Source organism: candidate division KSB1 bacterium (assembly GCA_016214895.1).
In the GTDB taxonomy this organism is placed as follows: domain Bacteria; phylum Electryoneota; class RPQS01; order RPQS01; family RPQS01; genus JACRMR01.
In genome coordinates, this window is sequence record JACRMR010000021.1 from 1 (window position 1) to 22,997 (window position 22,997).

A 22,997-nucleotide genomic window follows, 5' to 3' on the forward strand; every position below is an offset into this window, starting at 1 on the left:
CGATCAGGTCTACAATCGCGATCGACGCCACTCGGCCCTCGGATATCTGTCCCCGGTCGAGTTCGAACTCAAATCAAAACAACCCCCAACACCCCATCTAACTCAACACAGCTGACTGTCCAGTTTCTGGGGTACACTCCAAACTTCTCGTGGTTGGACCAAGAACGACTTGCAGAATCGTGTCAGCGAGCGTCCAAGCGAGGAACATTGGTCATCGTGAGCAATGCCGATCACGAAGAAATCGCCCGTTTGTACAAGGGCTTCCGAAGAGAGACAATCACACGGCGCAGCCTCGTTTGTCCCAATCCTGACCATCGCAAGGAAGTCAGCGAGTGCATTTTCGTATCGAAGATGTAACTACATATCCATACGGCGCCACACGACGGACGACACGGTCACGGGCGATGCAATCGGCCCCTGCAAGGCAGAAGGGATGCGGGATAAAGCAGAGTGCTAGTCAAGCGCAATGATTTTATAAAGTAACGCGAGTTCGTTTGGGCAGAAGATCCCCCCCCGGCCCCCCATAGGATATGGGGGGAGAGCAGAATGAAAGGAGACTCCATGGCTGGTAAGGCTAAGAAGCTGCTGCCGCTGGGCAGAGGGAAGATTGGGTTTAAGGTGGCGAATTCCTACGCGGCGCCGGCGGCCAAAGTCTGGGCGGCGATTACGCTGGCGAAGCACACGCAGAGCTACTTCGTGGGCAAGGTCACCGGCGATTTTAGCGCGCAGCTTGAACCCGTGGTCTGGCACTGGAAGCGCTGGGGCAGCATGACGCAGTGGCCAACGGTCTTCCAAAGCGAGAAGAAACTTGAGTTTCTGTGGGAAGACCACACCAAGAAGTACCTCACGACCGTGACCTTCACGCTGAAGAAGAAGGGCAAGTTAGTCGAACTCGAAATTCATGAGCGCGGCTGGAAGCAGGCGCATCTGAAAAACGCCTTCTCGAACTGCGAAGGCTGGACGACGTTTCTGGCGTACCTGAAGAGCTACTTGATGCACGGGAAAGACCTCAGGCACGAGAAAGACTAAACTTGAAACTTCAAACTTGAAACGTGAGACCCGAAAACCTCAAACTTGAAACTTAAAAGCGGAGTCCGATCATGAAACCGAATGAAGACTTGCGACAGCGGACACGGCAGTTTGCTCTGCGAGTTGTCAAGCTCTACTGTGCGCTGCCCAAGACGACCGTGGCACAAGTGCTGGGGAAACAGGTGCTGAGATCCGGGACAGCAGTCGGTGCGGTGTACGCGGAGTCGTGTCGCGCCCGCTCCAACGCGGACTTCGTGAGCAAGGTCGAACTGGCGATGCAGGAACTGGAGGAGTCTCGATACTGGCTTGAACTACTGGTAGAAGCCGGGGAGGTTACGGCTAAGAAGCTGGCTGCGCTGACGGCCGAAGCGGACGAACTGATGGCGATCTTCGTCTCGATGGTGAAACGGACGAAGGCGAAGACTTAATCCTCTGTGGAGATGGCGGATCAAGTTTGAAGTTTCAAGTTTCACGTTTTGTTCACAAACAGGAGGTAAGGGAAATGGCTGTCAAGAAGGCGACGAAGAAGAAGGCTCCGGCCAAGCAGGTTGCGGCGAAGCAGGCTGTGAAGAAAAAGGCTGTGAAGAAAGTTGTGAAGCAGCCGGCGGCGGGTGTTTCGACCGTGGTGCCGCCGCCGCCGAAGTTGCCGGTGGGGAAGGGGCCGATCGGGTACACCACGTCGAACGTGTTCAAGCTGCCGCTGGCCAAGGTCTGGGACGCGGTGGTGCTGTCGAAGCACATGAAGCAGCACTTCGTGGATGACATGAAGGGCGAATACGGTCCGAAACTCCAACCGATTTCATGGTTCTGGAAAGAGTGGGGCTGGGTGACCTTCAAGGTTGTCAAATTCGAGAAACACAAGGAGATCGTGATGCACATGGGGGGCTGGGGCGAGAAGTACCTCACCGTCGTTCGCTTCGAGTTCGTGCGCAAGGACGGGAAGACGATCTTCCGTGTTCACGAGAGCGGCTATCCGACCAAGCACTTGAAGAACGCGTTCATGATGTGCGAAGGCTGGACGGAGTTTCACTGCGGCGTGAAAGCGTACTTGCTGTACGGGAAGGCGCTGAATCGAGACTAACCGCCACCCACAATTGGAGCACGACGCAGCGGCTATCTCGGCCGCTCGTCGTGTTGCAATTGGAGCAGGAATAGCTCATTGTCGAGCACTCTGCGAATTGGCGGCGTCGCGTTTCAAGGTTGAAGTTTCAAGTTTCGCCTGCGCTGCTTCACGTGGAGCAATTCTTGACAAGGATCAAGGAACAAGGATGAAGGAACAAAGCAGAACTACAATGTGCGTCGCGATCCTCGCGTTGTGCTGGCTTTCTCCGTGTGCGCTGGCGAAAGATATTGAGGTGACGACCTTCGACAAGCGGCTCGTGCTGGTGGAGGTCGAGGGTATAGCGTCAAGCGGACTGGGCACGATGCTGGCGGCGGATAGTGCGAAGCTGAAGGACAAGGCAGGGATCGCGATTCACCTCACCGGCGAGAGTCCGACCGATGCGGAGCTCCAGGGGTTGCTCGCGCGGCTGACGGATGAGGTGCTCGCCGCGGACAGTCTGCGCATCGAGCCGGCGGCGGATTGGCAGTTCGTGCGGCCGCTGGTGTTGTCGGTGCCCGCGGCCTGGGCCGAGCGTCCGCTCTTGAAACTGTTCATCCGCAAGCGGCCCTATGCCGAGCTGGAGACCTCCGGCCTGACGGAGCGCGCGAAGAATCGGCTGCGTGAATTGCTCTTCAAAGCACAGAATGAACTGCGGCAGAAGTTAGAGCGGATGTTCCAGGGCAGATAAACTTGAAACTTGAAATTTGAAACGTGAAAGCCGAGACCCCCCCTAACCCCCCCGTTAACGGAGGGGAACCCGACTCGCCGAGGCACCCGTCCGCGGGTGCCCGGAATCCCGAATTCGAGATCATCCCGCTGGCGGACGAGCATCGCGCGTGGGCGCGGGAGGTGTGCGAGCAGTGGTGGGGCGGCGTGGAGATTATGAGCCGCTTCGTGTGGTTTGATACGACGAAGTTGGCGGGGTTTGTGGCCGTCACCCCCCCTGCCCCCCCAAATCAGAGATTTGGGGGGGAGAAGACATCGGACCTTCCCCCCAAATTTCCGAATTTGGGGGGAACTGAAGGGGGGTTGCCGATCGGATTAGCGACTTATCATATTGCGGATGGGGAGTGTGAGCTGATCAGCTTGAACAGCTTTGCCGAGAATCGCGGGGTGGGGGCGGCGCTGCTGGCAGCGGTCAGAGCGGTGGCGAAACGAGCGTCATGCAATCGCATGTTTTTGACGACCTCGAACGACAATCTGCGGGCCTTGCAGTTCTATCAGAAGCGGGGCATGCGGATCGTGGCGGTGCATGTCGGCGCGATTGACGCCGCCCGCGTCACCAAGCCGCGCATCCCCGAGATTGGCGATCACGGGATTCCGTGCCGGGATGAGCTGGAGCTGGAAGAGAAACTTGAAAGCTGAAACTTGAAACGTGACCCGAGTAGCGCCGCATGGAAATGCGCTCAGGGTCCGAAAACAACATCAATCTGCCGGTGAAACACCAAAGAGAGAGAAGCTGGTATGGCTAAAGAAGAGCGGAACATCTGGGGCATTCACGCAGGCAAGACTGGTGATGCGGACAAGCTGTTTCTGCAATCAGATTGCATCGGTCTGGGGTGGCAGAAATGGGTGATCTATCTAAACTCATGCCAAGCCGTGAGGCTTTTGCCAAACGGTTAGTTGAATTCTATCCAGAAACAAAGCCCGGCGCTGTGTCTATCAACACAGGCCAAATCCTTCGGTTCGCACGGGAGATAAAGCTCGGAGACCTTGTTGTATATCCGTCGAAAACGGACAAACTAATGCATATTGGATGCGTCGAAGGAGAATATTCCTTGGCGGCACATGTCTGCATGTGCCCCATCTGATGAAAACAAAGCTTGACCTTGTACTCCCGAGTAGGCTTCTCGCTTCTCCCGATTGGGGCACTTGGAGACAAGTGCCGCCAAGAAGATTGAATTGGATTGGGCACGGGGTTGCGGGGTTTGGCCGTGCGGCGGGCGATGCCGTCGGCCCCTGCGCGTCGGTTTGGTGGCGGAGGGGGACGTGCTGCTGACAATTCCGGCAGGGAAGGAATCCCTGCTCGGCGGAAGTGGGGAAGGAATCCCTGCTCGGCGGAAGTGGGGAAGGAATCCCTGCTCGGCGGAGGAAGAACAACCCCCTGGGTCCCCCCGCAGGATGTGGGGGGAAACCGAATTAGACATGAATGCCATTCTTCACGCGCCCATGTGGGTGCTTTTGATCGCGCTGTTTTTGTCGCGGATCGTGGACCAGACGTTTACGGTGATGCGGACGATTTCGATCATGCGCGGGCTGCCGCTGCTGGCGGCGGGGTTCGGGTTCTTTGAGGTGTTCATCTGGATCAATGTGGCGGGACAGGTGATCCGCAATCTGGACACCTGGTATTTGACGGTGGTCTATTCGGCGGGTTTCGCGGCGGGGAACTATGTGGGGTTGTTGATCGAATCGCGGATCGCCATGGGCTGGCAGATGCTGCGCGTGATCTCGCGGCGGGAGGTGGGGATGGGCGAAAAGCTGCACGAGCGCGGCTATCCGGTGACCTGGCTGGACGGCAAGAGCAAAGGAATGGATGTGGAGATTGTGATGCTGGCGGACAAGCGCAGGAGTGTGCCGGGACTCTGTCGCTTGATCGAGGAGATTGATCCGGCGGCGTTCTACACGATCGCGGATGTCAAGCAGGTGGGGTTAAAGAAGCGGGGGACGCCGTGGGGGCGGATTTGGGGAGGATGAAGAAATAACGATGAACGATGAACGATGAAGTATGAGGCCGATTCAGACGGGGTCTGGAGACCCCGCTCGGGGGATGAGGTGAATGACGAGCGGGTCGCGGAAACCGGGCGGCGCAGCCGGCCCCTACAACCCTGCGCTGCGACAGAGGTTGATCGAGATGAAAGCGATCTTGTTTAGTCTGCTGATCGTGTGGGGAATCGTAGCGCGGGGGCAGGAGTTCTCGCCGTCCGCGGCTTCACAGGCCGTGCTGGACGCAGCGTGTCAGGCGGTGCTGGATTATTATCCGGCGGAATTGCTGGATCCGCAGCGGGTGGATGCGGCGAAAGCAGTCGCGGTGGCGCAACTGGCGCTTGGGGGACTCTCCCGGACGGAGATTGAGACGGCGCTGGACGAATTTGTGCGCGCCGCCTGCGATGACGATCAGGCCATGGCCCTGCCGCAGACGGACAGTATCGGCACCGCAGCAGTGCTCAGTTTTCGGCTATCGCGGTTCACGCTGGATGAGGAAGACGAAGGCAGCGGCTATCTGCGGATTCGTGACTGGACCGATCCCGCGCGGGTGACGCGCGAATTTGCGGCGGCCTTGGACACCTTGCGTCAGACTCGCGGGCTGCTCTTTGACTTGCACGGGTTCAGCGGCGACGAGGAGTTGTGGCAAGAGCTTGCCGCCCAGCTGACGGATTTGCCGTTGCACGGGGCGCGCTTGCACACGCGGATTCCCGGAACGACCTTCGCGACCGAGAGCTATCCGGATATCTATCCCGGTGGGGGGCGGCTCTACTGCGAACCCATCGTGTTCTGGCTGGACCGCAGCTGGCAACCGGCCCTGGCCTTCGCGTCGATCGTACAGGCGCGCGGGTCGGTGGATTACTGCTTCGATCAGCGCGGGCTGCATTCGCGGGCGGCGAATTTGCGGGCGATCGAACTGCCGCTGGGTTACCGGATCTATCTGCCGACGGCGACCGCGGAGCTGGCCTACGACGTGCCGCAGCTTGCGCCCGCGGACTTTCTTGCGGATGAGATCGGCGGCGAGTCAATTCATCAGGCGAAGTGGCTGCTGCGGGAGATGATCTGGTGGTACGGAGCATGGGGCGCGTGGAACCGGTGAAAGAGGGATGAGGGATGAGGGATGAAGAAGAGCGGCTGCATGTGGCATTGTGGCCGGCTGACTGATCTGCTGCACGTTACCCCTCCGCTAACGCAGGGGGGAGAAGAGAAGGCCGATGATTCAATCCTACGAAATTCAGAACCGGATGATTGTTCCGGTGACGGCGGAGCGGGCGTCGATTCTGGTGTTCACCTGCGCGGATGAGACCGAGAAGCGGCGCGCGCACGAGCTGCTGGATCTGGACCTGCACGACATTGAGTCGGCGCTGGACCCGGACGAGGTCTCGCGCATTGAATTCGACGACGACCGCGTGTTCATCATCTGGAAGCAGCCGCTCAGCGTGACCTTCGACCAGCGGCTGCGCTTTGACGTGGCTTCGGTGGGGCTGCTGTTGGAGCCGCACCGGCTGACGATCATCACGGCGGCGGAGGAGATCTACTTCACGCCGCGCGAATTCAAGAATGTGGAGTCGCCGCTGGACGTGCTGCTGCGCTATCTGCTCTCGACGATTCGGCACTACCTCGATCACTTGAAGGGGATCAAGCAGATCACATCGGAGTTGCAGACCAAGGTCAACACCTCGCTGGAGAACAAGTATCTGTTGCAGATGTTCGGGTTGAGCGAGAGCCTCACGTATTATATGAACGCCATCGAGGGCAACGAGCTGGTGCTGGCCAAGCTGAGTGTGAACCCGCGCAAGGCCCGGCTGTCGGAGCCGCAGGGCGATTTGCTGGACGACATCCGGCTGGACAATCACCAGTGTGCGCGGCAGGCGCAGATCTATTCGGAGGTTTTGTCCGGGCTGATGGACGCGCGGGGGAATATCGTGAACAACAACATGACGATCCTGCTGCGCGACCTGACGCTGATCAATATCATCTTCCTGCCGTTGAACCTGATCGCGGGGATCGGCGGCATGTCCGAGTTCAGCATGATGACGAGCGGGACGAGCTGGAAGCTGTCCTATGCGCTGTTCATCATGGGCATGGTGGCGATGGGTTGGCTGACGTGGATGGTGCTGGTGAGGTTTTTGAGGAAGCGGTGATAGGGGGGAGGCAGGCAATAGATGAACGATGATAGATGATAGACGCGGGGAGTAGCGGCGGCTGCGTGAGCCGCCCGGAAAGCAACTCAGCAGAATCGGGGTTATTCATGCGAGCCGTTTTGTTGTTGACCATGCTATGCGTCGCAGCAGTAAGTCAGGCGCGGGAGTGGCGGCCGTTTGTGGGCGTGGGTGGAGTTCTAACGCAGCCACTGTTCCGGCCCGAAGGTTGGCCGTTTTACGGAGGCTTTGAATGGCAAACCGCGCACGCCGAAGCGATGTACTTCGAGGCCGGGATGACATTCTCCCGACATGAGTTCTACGCGGCGTATCGCGCGACGAACATGCCAGCCGATCGGTGGTCAAGCGGCTCGTGGGGATGGCGGCAAGACTGGATTGATCATGATGAAGGAGAATCATATTGGTCGGACCGCCGCTTCACGCTTGGCGCGCGCGAGCGAATCGGGCACGGGAGAGCACTATTGGTTGTTGGGGGCGGACTGGATGTGGGGAGGTTCGTGTATGGATACTCACGACATTTCCAGCGAACGTACTATAGCGTCTACACGGACTCGCTTGGACACCAGCAACTCGAAGAGGTCTATCGGACGCCCAAATCGGTATCTGGCGAAACATGGAAGAGCGCCTTGAATTTGGGTGCTGCGGCGGAATTCGGAGTGATGTATGCGTTGCGTCCAGAGCTTGAGTTTGTAATCCTGTCGCGGATACACGGCGATGTCGCAAGGTTCGGCGACAATTGGCTTGGAGGTAGTATTGACGCTTATGATATCATTACTCCGACGCTCATTGCCGAAATCCGGGTCAAGCCACTCGTGTTCGGCAGATCGCCGACGGTCAGAGACCGTCAGTAGTAGGGGTAGTGGAGACCGTTAGTAGTAGATAGAACACCAAGAGCCGTGGCAGGCGAAGGCGACCTGCGCGGCCGACACATAAAGGACACACAGATGGATTTGGGCGAACAATCATTGGAGTATCATGCACGGGGCCGGCACGGCAAGATTGAAGTCGTGCCCACCAAACCCTGTCGCACGCAGTTTGACCTGTCGCTGGCGTACACGCCGGGCGTGGCGGAGCCGTGTTTGCGGATTCACGCGAACCCGGAACTGGCCTATTTGTACACGGCGCGGGAGAATCTGGTGGCGGTCATCTCCAACGGGACGGCGGTGCTGGGGTTAGGCAACATCGGGGCGCTGGCGGGGAAGCCCGTGATGGAAGGAAAGGCGGTGTTGTTCAAGCGGTTCGCGGATGTTGACGTATTCGACATCGAGGTGAACTCGCACAATGCGGACGACATAATCAAGTTTTGTCAGATGATCGAGCCAACGTTTGGCGGGATCAATCTGGAGGACATCGCGGCGCCGGACTGCTTCTACATCGAAGAGACGCTGAAGGCGACGATGGACATTCCCGTGTTTCACGATGACCAGCACGGCACGGCGATTATTTCCGGGGCCGGGTTATTGAACGCGGTGGAGATCAGTGGCAAGGACATTTCCAAATTGCGGGTGGTGTTCAGCGGCGCGGGCGCGTCGGGCATTGCCTGTGCTCGGATGTACGAGACGCTGGGCGTGCGGCACGAGAATGTGCTGCTCTGCGACACGAAGGGTGTGCTCTACCATGGCCGCGAGGATCTCGATCCGGCGCACCCGAAGTACAACAAATACAAGGCTTACTTTGCGCAAGATACGGAACGGCGGACGTTGGCCGACGCGCTGCGGGATGCGGACGTGTTCTGCGGCTGCTCGGTGGCGAATGTGGTGAAGAAGGAGATGGTGCGCTCGATGGCGGCGAATCCGATCATATTGGCGATGGCGAATCCGGATCCCGAGATCAGCTATCCGGACGCGATGGACGCGCGCCGCGATGTGATCATGGCCACGGGGCGCAGTGACTATCCGAATCAGGTGAACAACGTGCTGGGCTTTCCGTTCATCTTCCGCGGCGCGCTGGACACGCACGCGAGTCAGATTAACGAGGCGATGAAGCTGGCGGCGGCGCGGTCGCTGGCCCGGTTGGCGAAGGAAGACGTTCCAGATTATGTCTGTCAGGCCTACGGCGTGGACCGGATTCAGTTCGGTCGCGAGTATCTGATTCCTAAGCCGGTCGATCATCGCGTCTTGCTGTGGGAGGCGGTGGAGGTCGCCCGGGCGGCCTGTGAAAGCGGCGTCGCACGCAAGCCGATCACCGATTTCGACGCCTACCGCGAGCATCTCGAAGCGCTCTTGGGACTGGGCCGGGAGGTCACGCGCATGTTCATCAACCGTGCGAAGATGGGACCCAAGCGGATCATCTTCCCCGAGGGTGAGCATCCGAAGATTTTGCGGGCGGCGGACATGATCGTGGACGAGAAGATCGGCACGCCGGTGCTGGTGGGCTATCGGCGGGTCATCGAGGAGCGGCAGCGCGAGCTGGGCTTGCAGAACTCGGCCCGTGTCGAGGTCATCGATCCCGACCTGATCCCGGCGGCGGAAATGGATCAATATGTCGAGGAGTTCTGGCGGCTGCGGAATCGCAAGGGCGTGACGAAGAGCGAGGCCCGCAAGCTGCTGGGCGATCCGAACTACTTGGCGGCGATGCTCTTGCGGGCGGGCAAGGCGGATGCGCTGGTGGGCGGTGTCTCGGCGCACTACTCGGACACGATCCGGCCCGCCTTGCAGATTCTATCGAAACGGCCGGGCATCCGCAACGTCGCGGCCCTGCATGCGCTGATCTTCAAGGAGAAACTGGTCTTCATCGCGGATACGGCGGTGAACGTCGATGCCAACAGCGCCGAGGACCTCGCGGACATTGCGATTCTGGCGGCGCTGACGGTGAAGCTGAACTTTGCGATTGAGCCGCGGGTCGCGATGATCAGCTTCTCGAATTTCGGCAGTGTGAATCACCCGTTGGCCAGGAAGGTGCGGGCGGCGATGGAGCTGGTCCGGCAGCAGCGGCCAGAGATCCTGATTGACGGCGAGATGCAGGCCGACACGGCGGTGGATCAGGCGGTGTTGGACGAGACCTATCCGTTCTCGGTGTTGAAGGGCGGCGCAGCCAACACGCTGATTTTCCCCGACATGACCTCGGCGAACATCGCGGTCAAGCTGCTCATGAAGCTGGGCGGCGCGGAAGCGATCGGCCCGATTCTGATGGGCATGGCCAAGAGCGTCCATGTGGTGCATCGCACGAGCGACGTCGGCGACATTGTGCAGGCGGCGGCGTTCTCGGTGGTGGACGTGACGACGCACTGAGGCGCTTCTCTCTTCCTGCCGCGTGCTCGGTTTGGGTGCGCGGCGGGGAGGGGATTGAAATAGATGAACGATGATAGATGAACCCGGAACGCGGAACGATGAAGCGAAGAGGATGTAGCGGCGGTGCGTGAGCCGCTCGGCGGAAGGCGCTCATACGTGCGCTTGGAATCCGCCGAGCGGGGACTGTGTCCCCGCCGGAATTGATGGCAGTCAAACTCCGTTGTGCTTCAATTGGCATCAAATGCCTCAGATTCCGGCCGCGCGGGGACGCACGGCTCGGCGAGCGCCTTTCCGCAACAAGCCCGTGCGGCAGTGCGCTCGGGGGAGTGTTCCGATTCCGGTCGGGCAACGCGCGTGCAGGTTGGGCAGGTGGCGGCCACGCAGGGCCGCCTCTACCCGGCGATTTTGATTTGTTGCTTTTCGTTTGAATGATACCCTATGAAATGGCTTAAAGATAGATTATTCCCGTCACCGCCGTTCGCGGAGCTGGGGCGGATGTTTGGCGGTTCCGGGCACCCGCAAACGGGTGCCTCGGCGCGTGTCACTGTCAAGAACGTGCCGGGGGCGCTGCCGGTGCTGGTGGCGGATTATCTGCATACGGTGTGCGGGCGGCCGGTGCTGTTGGTGGCCGAGACGGTGGAGGATGCGGAAGAGTACGCGGATGATCTGACGGTGCTCTCGGAAGAAAACTCAAAACTTGAAACCGGAAACTTGAAAGAGTCAAACTCGGATTCAAGTTTGAAGTTTGAAGTTTCACGTTTGGGCCCATGTTTGTTGCCGGGTCGGCCGCATTTCAATCGCGAACTTACGCCGGTGGAGCAGAGCGAGCGGGCGGAGGCGCTGCTGGCGCTGTCGCGGCGGGAGCGGCCGCTCATTGTGGCGACGGTGGCCGCGCTGGTCGATCCGCTGCCTGAGCCGGGTACGGTTGAGCAAAACATGTATGTGATCGCCAAAGGCGAGAGCCTGACGCGTGAATCGCTGTTGCTGTTTCTGCACGACACGGGCTATCACCGCGAGATGTTCGTGGAGACGGTGGGGCAATATGCCGTGCGCGGCGCAGTCGTGGATATCTATCCGTTCGGGGCGCAGGAGCCCGTGCGCGTGGAATTCTTCGACGAGGAAGTGGAGAGTGTGCGCACGTTCGATCCGTCCTCGCAGAAATCCACGGGTGAGATTCCCGAAGTCACGATGATGGCGGGCTCGTTGCCGTCGGCGAACAAGTCGCATCTGCTCGAACACCTGCAGGCCGAGACCGTGATCGTCTGGGGTGCGGGCCGGGCGAGTTGGCAGGCCGTGAAAAAGGTCTATGAAGAAGCACACGACGCGCGCAGCTCGTCGCGCTTCCGCAAGTTGGCCGAGCGCATGCTGGACGTGGAAGATCCGTCGGTGGTGTGGGATGATGAAGATGAAGAGAAACTTGAAACATCAAACTTGAAACGGGAAGATACCGACGAGGACGAGCCGGAAGGCGATAGTTCGGACTCAAGTTTCAAGTTTCAAGTTTCAGGTTTGGAGGACCGACCCCCCTTAATCCCCCCACAGAGTGGGGGGAGCTCAGAGTCCGAGCCTTCCCCCACTTCGTGGGGGAACGGGAAGGGCGTCGAGAGCGCGATTCACTATGATCTGATTCGTCGGGCGTCGAAGCTGTTCGCGCAGGTGTTCATCGAGAATTCACCGGCCGATGACGATGCGGTGATTGATTTTGGCGGTCAGCCGCAGGAGCGTTTCGCGGCGAATCTGCCGCTGGTCGCGGACCGGCTGCGCGACTATTACGCGCAGGGGACGCAGGCGGTGATTCTGGCGGATTCGCAGCTCGCGGGCGACCGGCTGGCGCAGGTGCTGATCGAGCGCGGCTGCCCCGAACCGGCGTTCGAAATTCGTGAAGGCGGACTGCATCACGGGTTCACGCTGCCCGCGGCGAAGCTGGCCGTGCTGGTGGACCATGATATTTTCGGCAGGATGAGGCGTCGCCGACGCTTCATGAAGTTCAAGAATGTGGTGCCGCTGCACGATATTGACTCGCTGAAGCCGGGCGATCATGTCGTGCACATTGATTACGGCATCGGCCGCTATGTGGGGATGACCAAGATTCAGGTCGGCGGGACGCAGCGCGAGGTCTTGAAGATCCTGTATCGCGACGATGTCACGCTGTTTGTGAAGCTGGAAAACCTCGCGCAAATCCAAAAATACTCTGGTCGTGAGGGGTTTCAGCCGCCGCTCTCGAAGATCGGCGGCCGCGACTGGAAAGAGCTGAAGAAGAAGACCAAGAAGTCGCTGCTCGCGATTGCCGAGGATTTGATCAAGCTGTACGCGACGCGCAAGCAGGCCAACGGGATCATCTATTCGCCGGACACGCTTTGGCAGCGCGAAATGGAGGCCAGTTTCCCCTATGAGGACACGCCGGATCAGTTGCGCGCGGCGGAGGAGGTCAAGCGCGACATGGAGCGCGCGGTGCCGATGGACCGGCTGATCGCGGGGGACGTGGGTTATGGCAAGACCGAAGTGGCGATGCGCGCGGCGTTTAAGGCTGTCACCGACGGCAAGCAGGTGGCCGTGCTGGTGCCGACGACCATTCTGGCGATGCAGCATTTCCGCACGTTCAAGGAGCGCTTCAAGAGCTGGCCGGTGAAGGTTGAAGTGATGTCGCGCTTTCAGAATCCGCGCGAACAGAAGCTCTCGGCGAAACGGCTCTCCGACGGCAATCTCGATGTGCTGATCGGTACGCACCGGATTCTCTCGAAGGATGTGCAGTTCCACGATCTGGGCTTGCTCGTGATCGACGAGGAGCACCGGTTCGGCGTCGTGCAAAAGGAGCGAATCAAGTCACTTAAGGCGAACATCGACGTGTTGTCGATGAGCGCGACGCCGATTCCGCGCACGTTGCACATGGCGCTCATGGGTGCGCGGGATTTGTCGCAGATCAGCACGCCGCCGCCGGGCCGGCTGCCGATTGAAACCGACGTGGTGGAATTTTCGGAAAAGGTTATTAAGGAGGCGATTGAGTACGAACTGACGCGCGGCGGGCAGGTGTTCTTCGTGCACAACCGGATTCAGTCGATTCCGGCGGTGAAGCGGATGCTGGAGCGGCTGCTGCCCAAGGTCAGCTTTGCGATTGCGCACGGCCAAATGGAGGAAGATCAACTCTCTAAGGTGATGGTGGACTTCATCGAGGGGAGTGTGCAGGTCTTGATCTCGACCATGATTATCGAATCGGGGATCGACTTGCCGAATGTAAATACGATGATTGTGAACCGCGCGGACCGCTTTGGCGTGGCGCAGTTGCATCAGTTGCGCGGCAGGATCGGCCGCAGTTCGCGCAAGGCGTACGCGTATCTGCTGGTGCCGCCGCGTTTCGAGATGTCGCGCATCGCGCGCGAACGGCTGGCCGCGCTCACGAATTTTTCCTCGCTGGGCGCGGGCTTTCAGGTGGCGATGCGCGACCTGGAAATTCGCGGCGCGGGCAATCTGCTGGGACGCGAGCAATCCGGTTATATTAATGCGGTTGGCTTCGAGATGTACCAGCGGCTGATCGAGGAAGCGGTGAAAGAGGTGCAGCTCGAGCAGCTGGGCAGCGACGCGGACGAGACGCCGCCGGTGGAGCTGAAGCTGCGGCTGGATGCGGACGCGTTCTTCCCGGAGAATTACATGCCCGAGGGCGGCATGCGCTTGAACTATTACCGCGAAATGTCGAAGGCACAGTCGCTTGAGCGCGTGGATGAGATCGAGCAGGATGTGCGTGACCGCTTCGGCAAGCTGCCCTCGGCGGCGGAGAACTTGTTTGACATGGTGCGCGTGCGCGTGCTGGGCGAGAAACTCGGCGCCGAGCGCATCGAGATCATGCCGGCCGAGATGGTGATCGAGTTTCCCAAGGGCCAGATGAGCCGCGACAAGCTGTTAGAGATCGCGGCCCGCGCGGCGGGCTATCCGGTAGAATTCGCGGCCAGTGGTCCGGTGAAGATCAAACTGCCGCTCGGTGTGATCAAAGCCGGCTGGGACGAAAAGCTGGGCTATGCGGTGGGGTTCTTGGGGGAAATTGCGGGGGCGGAGCAGCTAAGACTGGCAACATAGCCCCCCCAAGCGAGTTGGGGGGGGGTGGACTCGGGTCTCCCCCCAGCTTGACTGGGGGGACTAAGGGGGGTTGAGTCTGCGGCCGCGCATGGGAAGAAGAACCCCCCCTTCCCCCCCAAGCCAGTTGGGGGGGAGAACTCGGGTCTCCCCCCAGCTCGACTGGGGGGATTAAGGGGGGGTGAGTCTGCGGCCGCGCATGGGAAGAAGAACCCCCCCCTTCCCCCCAAGCGAGTTGGGGGGGGGAAGAACTCGGGTCTCCCCCCAGCTTGACTGGGGGGACTAAGGGGGGTTGAGTCCGCGGCCGCGCATGGGGCGAAGAACCCCCCCCTTCCCCCCCAAGCGAGTTGGGGGGGGAGAGAAGACAGATGAAGAAGAACGACTGGCGCAAAGTGCCAACCGCAAATTGGGGCCATCAGCGGGAAATGCGCGCTGATCCACCACCGGCTGAACGTGCCCTGTGGCGCGCTATTCGTGCAAATCAACTTGGCGCACATTTTCGACGACAGCACACCGTCGGGCCGTACATCGTGGATTTCTGTGCACCGCGGGAACAGCTCGTCATTGAGGTCGACGGACACACGCACGGCGGCGATCAAGCGGGAGCAGCGGATCAGCGACGCGATGGCTACCTGCGCAGCCAAGGTTACCGCGTATTGCGTTTCACGAACGACGAAGTCCTTCGTACACTTGACGGCGTGATCGCCGAGATAAAACGCATACTCGAACTCGGGTCTCCCCCCAGCTTGACTGGGGGGATTAAGGGGGGTTAAGTCCGCGGCCGCGCATGGGGCGAAGAACCCCCCCCTTCCCCCCCAAGCGAGTTGGGGGGGTGGACTCGGGTCTCTCCCCAGCTTGACTGGGGGGACTAAGGGGGGTTAAGTCTGCGGCCGCGCCTGGGGAGAAGAACCCCCCCTTCCCCCCCAAGCGAGTTTGGGGGGGGAGAACTCTGGTCTCCCCCCAGCTTGTCTGGGGGGACTAAGGGGGGTTAAGTCCGCGGCCGCGCGTGGGGCGAAGAACCCCCCCTGCTCCCCCAAGCGAGTTGGGGGGGGAGAACTCGGGTCTCCCCCCAGCTTGACTGGGGGGACTAAGGGGGGTTAAGTCCGCGGCCGCGCGTGGGGAGAAGAACCCCCCCCTGCCCCCCCAAGCGAGTTGGGGGGGGGCGAGACTCAGAGACGTTAGCTATCTCAAAGCCAGTAACATGAGTCTATTCAAGCAGGAACGAATCGCCCGGTGGTTGGTCGGAGTGACGGCGGTTGGGTTTGTGGGGATGTTCATCGCCACGGCGGTGCAGCGCCTGCGCTTTCCCTTCGATTTGGAGTGGATCGAAGGAAGCATGGCCGCGCACGTGCAGCGGGTCGTGGACGGGTTGCCGCTTTATGTTCCGCCGTCGGCGGATTTTGTGCCGTCGATTTATCCCCCGCTATATTTCTGGCTGTCGGCGCCGTTCGCCCAGTTCATGGGGCCGGGGCTCGCGCCGCTGCGGCTACTCTCTCTGGTGGCGACGCTGGGTTCGCTCGTCCTGATTGGCTGGCTGGTGCGTCGCGAGACGCGGAGCGGATTCTGCGGACTGCTGGCGCTGGGGATGTTCGCGGCGAGCTATTCCGCCAGCGGATTCTGGTTTGATCTGGCTCGCGTGGATTCGCTTTATGTGTTCCTGCTGCTCGCGGGAGTCGCGCTGCTGCGGATTGGTACCCGCTGGGCAAGTGTGGTGGCGGGGCTCGCGCTGGCGTTGGCGTTCCTGACCAAGCAGGGTGCGTTGATCGTGTTGGTCGGAATGGCGGTGTACACGATCTGGTGGAGCCGCAAGCAGGCTCTCTATTTCTTGCTCCCGGCGGCGATTCTGATGATCGGTGCGACGTCCCTGCTGAATGCCGAATCGGGCGGCTGGTACGGTTATTATCTGTTCGAGGTGCCGCGCGCGCACCGGCTGGTGCCTCAGGTGTTGTACAGTTTTTGGCTGAAGGACTTGTTCATTCCGCTGACGGCGGCCAGCGCGCTTACGGCCTGGAATCTCTGGTCGTTACGGCGGCGGGACCTCGCTTCATTCTCGTTTTATGGTTGGGTGACCGGAGCGCTGCTGTTGACCGCCTACGTCTCGCGGATGAAGGAAGGCGCCTATGTGAACGCCGTGATTCCGGCCCACGCGGTGCTGGCGATCGGGTTTGGTCTGGGCGCGCACACGCTGCTCGAAGCCGCCCGCGCGCAGGCCCGGAGGCTGGGCGAGCTGGGTGAGCGTTATTTCGGCTTGGGGCTGGCGAGTGTTTATCTTGTGCTCTTGCTGGGTTTCACGACTCGGTTCTACCGGATCACGGATCAACTTCCCACCGCGGACGATCGCGCTGCGGTGGAGGAGCTGAAGCAGGTGTCGCGGGAGTCCGGTGCCGACGCGTGGTGGCCATCGCATGGCTTTCCACTGCAGGACGGCGTCCGGGTCGTGCGGCCGCACGTCTATGCGATCTACGATGTGCTGACCGGACCCGATCGCGCGGTCGCGGAACGGCTGACAAGCGAGCTTCGCGGGCGGATTCGGGAGCAGGCGTTCGCGGCGGTGATGCTCGATGAGCCGCTCGACCTGCCGAACGGTTGCGGCGACCTCGGATTGGCCGAGTACTACGAACGACGCGGACCGGCCCTGAAAGCCGGGCGAGTGCTGCGGATGAAGACCGGCGAGCCAGTGAGTCCCCGGGAGGTGTGGGTTCGTAAGGGCATCGGGGCGACCGGATTGGCACCAGGTAGTGGTGGACCTTGATTCGGCGTTGAGAAGTCGGGATTGCCGATACCCCCTGCCCTCCAGTGCTGTCTTAACGTCGATCTGTCACTCTGAAGCCTCGTCTTCGGGGCTGAAAAATCTCTCGGGCGTCTCCACGGGGCGGGTATGCCCTTCCGATCTCCCGAGATGCTTCACTACGAAGACTTCGTTCAGCATGACAATCCTCGACTTACATTAAGACAGTTGTGCCCCGCCCCCCCAATCGGTTGGGGGGCGAAGCGAGAGTTCTTCCAAGCGAGTCGGGGTCAAGGAATGTCAGTAATCAAACTCCAATCCAACCATGAAGAAGCTCTTCTTAATTCTGCTTGCGCTACTGCTGGCTGCCCACGCACAAGCGCAGATGAGCAGCGTGGTGGCGGCGAACAACACGTTTGCCGCGCACCTGTACGGCGAATTGGCAAAGCCAGAGGGCAACCTGTTCTTCTCGCCATACAGTATCTCGACGGCGCTGGCGATGGCCTATGCGGGCGCGCACGGCGAGACGGCCGCGGAGATGGCGCGGGTGATGCAGATTGAGGGGATACCGGACGTGCATGCATCGTTTGCGGAGTTGCTGCGAGCGACGAATCAGGCTGACGAATCGGACACGGGAATCACGCTGGAAACGGCCGATGCGATCTGGCTGCGCACGGGGACGGTGCTGGAGCAGGAGTTTGAGCGAATTATCCGCGAGCATTACGAGGCACAGCTCGACACGCTGGACTTCTGTCAGCGGGAGGCAGCGGCGGAGCGGATCAATTCCTGGGTGGAAGGAAAGACTCACGATAAGATAAATGACTTGGTCAAGGCCGAGATGTTCGACTGCGATCTGACACGCGCCGCACTGGTGAATGCGGTCTACTTCTACGGAAGTTGGAAATACCGGTTTAATGCCGCGAGGACAAGGCCAGGCCCGTTCTATCCCGACACGAAATCGAGCTTAACCGTACCGTTCATGCGCAGCGAGAGCAAGATCAAGGAGTTCATGTATGGGGAGACCGAGGAGTATCAGGCGCTTGAATTGCCCTATGGGAATGGCAGCTTCTCGATGCTGATCGTGCTGCCGTGGCAACGGTTCGGTTTGAAGTCGCTGGAACCTCACGTCGCCGCCGGGCTGCTGGCCGAGGCCGTTTCAGTCCTGCGATACGAAGACGAACTCCGCATCCAAATGCCGAAGTTCAAACTGACGCGAGACTACGACTTGATCCCGCCGCTGCGGAAGCTCGGGATGATCCAGGCGTTTATCCCCAACGTTGCCGATTTCTCGGGAATGTGCCCGACAGAACCGTGGATTTCGGAGGTTGTTCACAAGGCACTCATCGATGTGAACGAGAAAGGGACTGAAGCGGCCGCAGCCACGGCGGTGATTGACGTGGAAGGCATCAATCTCCACGGGCCGAAGGTCTTCCAAGCTGATCACCCATTCTTGTTCGCGATTCGCGAGCAGGCTTCGGGCGAAATCTTGTTTTTGGGAAGAGTTGTGAATCCCGCGCCATGACTGACCCAAGCTCGAGATCCGACCGCTCGCTCTCGCTGTTTGGCCTGGCGGTCAGGGTCTTGCGCGCGGCGGATTGCGAATACACGGCTACAGGCGTTCGCGGCGGTGATGCTCGATGAGCCGTTCGATCTGCCGAACGGTTGCGGTGACCTCGGATTGGCCGAGTACTACGAACGACGCGGACCAGCCCTGAAAGCCGGGGGAGTGCTGCGGATGAAGACCGGCGAGCCAGCGAGTCCCCGGGAGGTGTGGGTTCGTAAGGGCATCGGGGCGACCGGATTGCCTGCTGGCGGCGGGCTGGATTCTGCGGGTGCTGGCGCCGGGGGTGCAGGAGCCGGTGCTGACGAAAGGATGAAGAATGAGGGGTAAGGAATAAAACACGTGACAAATGATGTTGCCATGTCGGAGCAGGTTGCGAATCGCAAGTTTGCCCGGATTCTTGTATATTACGGGTTTAGGGCACTCCCGGCCGGAGTCTGACTCGGGATTGGGACCTGGGATTTTCAATTTTCGATTTTTCCTCGATGGCTTGTCCGGTAGCGAGTACGTTGAGTTTGGGCGCGGCATTCGGCGGAGTCTATACGCTGTTTGTGCAGGATCGCAAACGGCGTCTGGTCTCGCTCTCCGTGTTCGTATTACTCCTTGCGGGCTGGGCGGGCTATTATGCCCTTGCGCGAACGCCGCAGGTGCGGCTGGCCCTTGACATTAGCTCGACCGCGGCGGTGTTGGCGGGGGGCTGGCGGCTCTACCGGCTCGTGCGCTATGAGGGCGTGGTCCCGCCGTTTACGGCGGCGATGTCGCGACTGCTGACGGTTCTGCGGCCGGTCGTGCGGAGTCCCTGGGTGTTGAGCCTGAAGATCTGGCTGCTGTTCATGGTGGTGACGGAGTGGCGCGGCCTGGCCGACTTTTCGGGGCTGGAATATGGGGTGGTGAGCGTGTTGTTGGTGGGGATGATCGGATGGCGGGCGGTGCGGGGGGGAAATTCCGGAAGCGGATAGCGGGCAGACGCCCGATTACTACCAGTCATCACTTTTCGAAAACGCTGAAATCAGATCCCGCCCCCCAGTAAGACCGATCTCGAAATAGGGTTGGCTGCTAATTTCGGCCAGGCAAGGTGGCTTTAGCCCCTTGACATTCAGCTCAGACAACGGGCTGAAGCCGCGTTGCCGCACAGTTCTGCTATTTCAGGATAGGCTCATAGTCCCCCCACAGAGTGGGGGGAGAAGCTTGCACTCCTATGAAACTCTATTTTCAACAACAGCTCGACTACGATCACTGGGCGAACCGGCAGGTGCTGGAATCGTTGGCGACTTGCCCGACGGTGCCGCCGAAAGCGGTGGACCTGCTGGGCCATCTGCTGATCGCGCAGCTGTTCGTATTTGAAGTGCTGAATGGTCGGGACGGTGCGCCGTTGCACCAGCGGCCGTTGCCGACGTTTCACGAGTGCGCGGAGTTGATCGACGGCGTGGCGGAGAACTGGCAGAACTACCTGCTGGAACTCAGCGAAGAAGGGGTGCTCGGGTTCGTGCACTTCCGCAATTCGCGCGGCGAGCAGGTGACGCGCGTGGTGACCGATCTGCTGGCCCATGTCGGCTATCATTCGACCCATCATCGCGGCCAGATCGCCACGGTCGTGCAGCAGGCGGGCGGCGTCCCGGCGCGCACGGATTATCCGATCTATCTGTCACGGGGCAACTCATAGACTACTGGCCGGGACCGTCCCCGGTCCCGGCGCTCCACCCGCATCAGGGACGGTGCGGGCGGGGAGCAGCATTGGTGAGCTGCGCGCACACATCCAACCACAAAACCAATTCATATATCTGGAGATGGCGTTGAAGAAGATCATTCGGTACTGTCTGGTACCGGCAATGTTGGTGGTCCTGTCCGGCTGCGGATCCAAAGAGCCGGTGGTGGCCACGGTAGGCGGCGAGAAGATTCGCGAAGGCGAATTCAAGACGGCGATGGTCGAGCGCTTCAAGGGCGAGCAGAATGCGGCCAAGCGCCCCTATGCCGACCGCGAGAAGTTTTTGCATGAATACGCGCTGGGCATCGCGAAATACCTCGAGGGCGAGTCGCGCGGCATCGCCCAGCGCCCCGAAGTGCAGGAAGATGTCGAGAAGTTCGCCAAGCAGAAGTCGCTGGAACTCCTGTATCAGAAGGAGATCATGGACAAGGTCGTGAACGATCAGATCGCGCGCGAGTTCTACGACAAATCGGCGCAGGAGGTGCACGGCCGTCACATTCTGCTGAAGGTGGCGCCGGTGGATTCCTCGGCCACGGACAGCGTGCGGGCCAAGCAGCGCATCGACTCGATCGCGACGGCGATCAAGCAGGGGCTGTCATTCAAGGCGGCGGCAAAGCTGTTCAGCGATGACGGTACGACGGCGGCGGATTCGGGCGATCTGGGCTGGTTCCAGTGGGGCCGGATGGTGGAAGAATTCCAGACGGTGGCCTGGGCCGCGAAGCTCGGCGAGCCGACGGCACCGTTTCGCACGCAGTACGGCTATCACCTGCTGCTGATCGAAGAGCGGCGGCCGGTGGCCGATCGTCGCCCGTTCGATGAGATGAAAGAGACGATCAAGAACCAGTTGCGCGAAATCGAGGGGCAGAAGCTGAACGATACGGCCCGCGAGTACGTGGCGCAACTGCGCGAGAAGTCCGGTTTGAAACTGGAGCAGGCGAATCTGGAGCTCTTCCGCAAGCGGCTGGCCGATCCGAGCGTGCCCAAGAGTCAGGCCCTCGATCCGGTGTTTACCGCGGAGCAGAAGCAGCTGGCCGCGGCGACGTTCAAGGGCGGCAGCGCGACGCTCGGCGATCTCATCGGCAAGGTCGGCACGAACGCCTTTCGCGTGAACTGGGAGGATCCCAAGTCCACCGAAGATATCGTCGCCTCGATTGTCGAGCCGAAGCTGTTGGAAGCGGAGTGCGAGCGGCAGGGGCTGCTGAAGGAAGCCAAACAGGACCCGGTGGTGAAGCAGCAAATCAAATCGGCGGTGATTCGCTTACTCGAGAAGGAAGAGATCACCGACAAGGTGAATCCGACGGACGAGGACGTGCGGCGGTTCTACGATTCGCATCTGGAGAACTTCATTCAGCCCGAGCAGCGCACGGTTCGCGAGATTTTCATCAAGAACGACTCGACGAAGGCCGCGCGGATTCGCGAGCGCGCGCTGAAGGGCGAGAATTTCGCGAAGCTGGCCAAGCAGTTCAACGAGAAGGAATCGACGCAGCCGGATACGGGCCGGATCGGGCCGTTTGAAGAGAAGCGGTTCGGGGCGATCGGCAAGACCGCCTTTGGGCTGGCCCAGCCGGGTGATGTCTCCGAACTCGTGAAGGCGGGGAAGAATTTCTCGGTGATTCAGCTTCTGAGTGTGCAGCCGTCGCGGACCAAGGTCTTTGAAGAGTCCAAGGCGGACGCCGGACGGCAATGCCGTCAGGCGATGACCGATGCCGCGGCGAAGGCACTGGAGGAGGCCGTATTGTCCAAGCATCCGCTGAAGCCCGATTCGCTGAAGCTCGCGGCGGTCTGGCCGCTGGAAAAGGGTCCGGAGAAGATCGCCCGCGAGCCGTAAGCAGCACGCCATCGGATCGCACTTCGTATCTTCGCGTCTTCGCTTCTTACTGGGTGAGCACACTATGCGGCCTCGGTTACGCAATCTGGGATCGGCGATTTGGAGCTTGGGCTGGCTCCTGCTGGGCTGCTCTTCATCCCCGCCGGGACCAGACATGCTGGCACGCGTGGGCGGGCAGGAACTATCCCGTGCGGCCGCGGCGGAGCTTGCGGGCCGGCCCTACGACTCCCTGAAGGTCATCGATCAGTGGCGGATCGTGAACGCCTGGACCGAACAGACGCTGTTTCAGCTGGAGGGTGAGCGGCTGAAGTTGGACCGGGACCCGCAGATTCGAGCACGGATGTCGGCGGTACAGGCTGAGCTGATTCGGTCGCGGCTCCTGTCCGCCGCGCCGACCGTGCCGCTGGCCGACAGCACGATCGCGGCCTATTATCAGGCTCATCGCAGCGAATTCCTGCGGGCGGGCGACTCCTATCTACTGGAACTCTACTGGAGCGCGGACCGGCGGGAGTTGGCGCAATTCGCGGGCGAATTGGTTCACGGCGACTCGTCGCGCTTGAGCAGCGGCACCGTGAGTTCGCTGGGCAAGTGGTTGGCGGACCGGCGCGAGCTCGAGCCGGGTCTCGCGGCGGAGTTGGAGCAACTGGCTCCGGGCGGATTCTCGCTGCCGCAGCCGCTGGATGATGGCTATCGCATCATGCGTTTGACCGAGGCCTATCCGGCGGGCACGGTACTTGACCTGCGCGTGGTCAAGGGCGAGATCACGGATCGGCTGCTGGTGGAGCAGAGTCACGCGCGGCAGGACTCGCTGATCGCGAACCTGAAGGCGCGCTGGCCGGTGGAAGTTTACTTGAACGAAAACGCGGAAACGCAGAAACGCTGAA

General features: G+C 60.6%; 19 protein-coding genes. All 19 read left to right on the forward strand.

Annotation, left to right across the window (positions count from 1 at the left end; translation table 11 throughout):
* Positions 1-561 precede the first annotated feature (561 nt).
* Positions 562-1,029, forward strand: coding sequence for an SRPBCC domain-containing protein (locus HZB60_11605; protein ID MBI5060413.1), 468 nt, complete (start codon positions 562-564; stop codon positions 1,027-1,029).
* A gap of 71 nt (positions 1,030-1,100) precedes the next feature.
* Complete coding sequence (locus tag HZB60_11610; GenBank protein ID MBI5060414.1) at positions 1,101-1,457, forward strand: four helix bundle protein; 357 nt, start codon at positions 1,101-1,103, stop codon at positions 1,455-1,457.
* Between the two features lie 74 nt (positions 1,458-1,531).
* The gene (locus tag HZB60_11615; protein ID MBI5060415.1) at positions 1,532-2,110 is read left to right on the forward strand and encodes an SRPBCC domain-containing protein; all 579 of its coding nucleotides are present in this window, start codon (positions 1,532-1,534) and stop codon (positions 2,108-2,110) included.
* Between the two features lie 211 nt (positions 2,111-2,321).
* The gene (locus HZB60_11620) at positions 2,322-2,819 is read left to right on the forward strand and encodes a hypothetical protein (GenBank protein MBI5060416.1); all 498 of its coding nucleotides are present in this window, start codon (positions 2,322-2,324) and stop codon (positions 2,817-2,819) included.
* A 23-nt stretch (positions 2,820-2,842) separates the two neighbouring features.
* Positions 2,843-3,496, forward strand: a complete 654-nt coding sequence (locus HZB60_11625; GenBank protein ID MBI5060417.1) for a GNAT family N-acetyltransferase — start codon at positions 2,843-2,845, stop codon at positions 3,494-3,496.
* A gap of 780 nt (positions 3,497-4,276) precedes the next feature.
* On the forward strand, positions 4,277-4,825 hold the full coding sequence (locus tag HZB60_11630; protein ID MBI5060418.1) for a DUF2179 domain-containing protein: 549 nt from the start codon (positions 4,277-4,279) through the stop codon (positions 4,823-4,825).
* Positions 4,826-4,982: 157 nt separating this feature from the next.
* Positions 4,983-5,933 carry a hypothetical protein gene (locus HZB60_11635; protein MBI5060419.1) on the forward strand — a complete coding sequence of 317 codons (951 nt, stop codon included), beginning with the start codon at positions 4,983-4,985 and terminating at the stop codon, positions 5,931-5,933.
* 115 nt (positions 5,934-6,048) lie between these two features.
* Positions 6,049-6,978, forward strand: coding sequence for a magnesium transporter CorA family protein (locus HZB60_11640; GenBank protein ID MBI5060420.1), 930 nt, complete (start codon positions 6,049-6,051; stop codon positions 6,976-6,978).
* 107 nt (positions 6,979-7,085) lie between these two features.
* Positions 7,086-7,847, forward strand: a complete 762-nt coding sequence (locus tag HZB60_11645; protein ID MBI5060421.1) for a hypothetical protein — start codon at positions 7,086-7,088, stop codon at positions 7,845-7,847.
* Positions 7,848-7,940: 93 nt separating this feature from the next.
* The gene (locus HZB60_11650; protein MBI5060422.1) at positions 7,941-10,226 is read left to right on the forward strand and encodes an NADP-dependent malic enzyme; all 2,286 of its coding nucleotides are present in this window, start codon (positions 7,941-7,943) and stop codon (positions 10,224-10,226) included.
* A 438-nt stretch (positions 10,227-10,664) separates the two neighbouring features.
* On the forward strand, positions 10,665-14,294 hold the full coding sequence (gene mfd / locus HZB60_11655) for a transcription-repair coupling factor (GenBank protein ID MBI5060423.1): 3,630 nt from the start codon (positions 10,665-10,667) through the stop codon (positions 14,292-14,294).
* 365 nt (positions 14,295-14,659) lie between these two features.
* A complete protein-coding gene (locus HZB60_11660; GenBank protein ID MBI5060424.1) occupies positions 14,660-15,064 on the forward strand; it encodes an endonuclease domain-containing protein in 405 nt (134 codons plus the stop codon).
* Between the two features lie 428 nt (positions 15,065-15,492).
* A complete protein-coding gene (locus tag HZB60_11665; GenBank protein MBI5060425.1) occupies positions 15,493-17,043 on the forward strand; it encodes a hypothetical protein in 1,551 nt (516 codons plus the stop codon).
* A 301-nt stretch (positions 17,044-17,344) separates the two neighbouring features.
* Positions 17,345-18,541: a serpin family protein gene (locus HZB60_11670; GenBank protein ID MBI5060426.1), complete on the forward strand. Its 1,197-nt coding sequence runs from the start codon at positions 17,345-17,347 to the stop codon at positions 18,539-18,541.
* Between the two features lie 39 nt (positions 18,542-18,580).
* Positions 18,581-18,910, forward strand: a complete 330-nt coding sequence (locus tag HZB60_11675; protein MBI5060427.1) for a hypothetical protein — start codon at positions 18,581-18,583, stop codon at positions 18,908-18,910.
* A 155-nt stretch (positions 18,911-19,065) separates the two neighbouring features.
* Positions 19,066-19,539, forward strand: a complete 474-nt coding sequence (locus HZB60_11680) for a hypothetical protein (protein MBI5060428.1) — start codon at positions 19,066-19,068, stop codon at positions 19,537-19,539.
* A gap of 239 nt (positions 19,540-19,778) precedes the next feature.
* Entirely contained in the window at positions 19,779-20,243 is a 465-nt protein-coding gene (locus tag HZB60_11685) for a DinB family protein (GenBank protein MBI5060429.1), read from the forward strand.
* A 130-nt stretch (positions 20,244-20,373) separates the two neighbouring features.
* A complete protein-coding gene (locus HZB60_11690) occupies positions 20,374-22,113 on the forward strand; it encodes a peptidylprolyl isomerase (protein MBI5060430.1) in 1,740 nt (579 codons plus the stop codon).
* A gap of 64 nt (positions 22,114-22,177) precedes the next feature.
* Positions 22,178-22,996, forward strand: a complete 819-nt coding sequence (locus HZB60_11695; protein MBI5060431.1) for a peptidyl-prolyl cis-trans isomerase — start codon at positions 22,178-22,180, stop codon at positions 22,994-22,996.
* Position 22,997: the final 1 nt, after the last annotated feature.

Bases quoted from the DNA above. Each gene is read 5' to 3' on its own strand.
- mfd (MBI5060423.1), top strand. From the start codon at position 10,665: ATGAAATGGCTTAAAGATAGATTATTCCCGTCACCGCCGTTCGCGGAG.
- HZB60_11605 (MBI5060413.1), top strand. From the start codon at position 562: ATGGCTGGTAAGGCTAAGAAGCTGCTGCCGCTGGGCAGAGGGAAGATT.
- HZB60_11645 (MBI5060421.1), top strand. From the start codon at position 7,086: ATGCGAGCCGTTTTGTTGTTGACCATGCTATGCGTCGCAGCAGTAAGT.
- HZB60_11670 (MBI5060426.1), top strand. From the start codon at position 17,345: ATGAAGAAGCTCTTCTTAATTCTGCTTGCGCTACTGCTGGCTGCCCAC.
- HZB60_11680 (MBI5060428.1), top strand. From the start codon at position 19,066: ATGGCTTGTCCGGTAGCGAGTACGTTGAGTTTGGGCGCGGCATTCGGC.
- HZB60_11610 (MBI5060414.1), top strand. From the start codon at position 1,101: ATGAAACCGAATGAAGACTTGCGACAGCGGACACGGCAGTTTGCTCTG.
- HZB60_11640 (MBI5060420.1), top strand. From the start codon at position 6,049: ATGATTCAATCCTACGAAATTCAGAACCGGATGATTGTTCCGGTGACG.
- HZB60_11615 (MBI5060415.1), top strand. From the start codon at position 1,532: ATGGCTGTCAAGAAGGCGACGAAGAAGAAGGCTCCGGCCAAGCAGGTT.
- HZB60_11695 (MBI5060431.1), top strand. From the start codon at position 22,178: ATGCGGCCTCGGTTACGCAATCTGGGATCGGCGATTTGGAGCTTGGGC.
- HZB60_11660 (MBI5060424.1), top strand. From the start codon at position 14,660: ATGAAGAAGAACGACTGGCGCAAAGTGCCAACCGCAAATTGGGGCCAT.
- HZB60_11630 (MBI5060418.1), top strand. From the start codon at position 4,277: ATGAATGCCATTCTTCACGCGCCCATGTGGGTGCTTTTGATCGCGCTG.
- HZB60_11635 (MBI5060419.1), top strand. From the start codon at position 4,983: ATGAAAGCGATCTTGTTTAGTCTGCTGATCGTGTGGGGAATCGTAGCG.
- HZB60_11620 (MBI5060416.1), top strand. From the start codon at position 2,322: ATGTGCGTCGCGATCCTCGCGTTGTGCTGGCTTTCTCCGTGTGCGCTG.
- HZB60_11685 (MBI5060429.1), top strand. From the start codon at position 19,779: ATGAAACTCTATTTTCAACAACAGCTCGACTACGATCACTGGGCGAAC.
- HZB60_11650 (MBI5060422.1), top strand. From the start codon at position 7,941: ATGGATTTGGGCGAACAATCATTGGAGTATCATGCACGGGGCCGGCAC.
- HZB60_11665 (MBI5060425.1), top strand. From the start codon at position 15,493: ATGAGTCTATTCAAGCAGGAACGAATCGCCCGGTGGTTGGTCGGAGTG.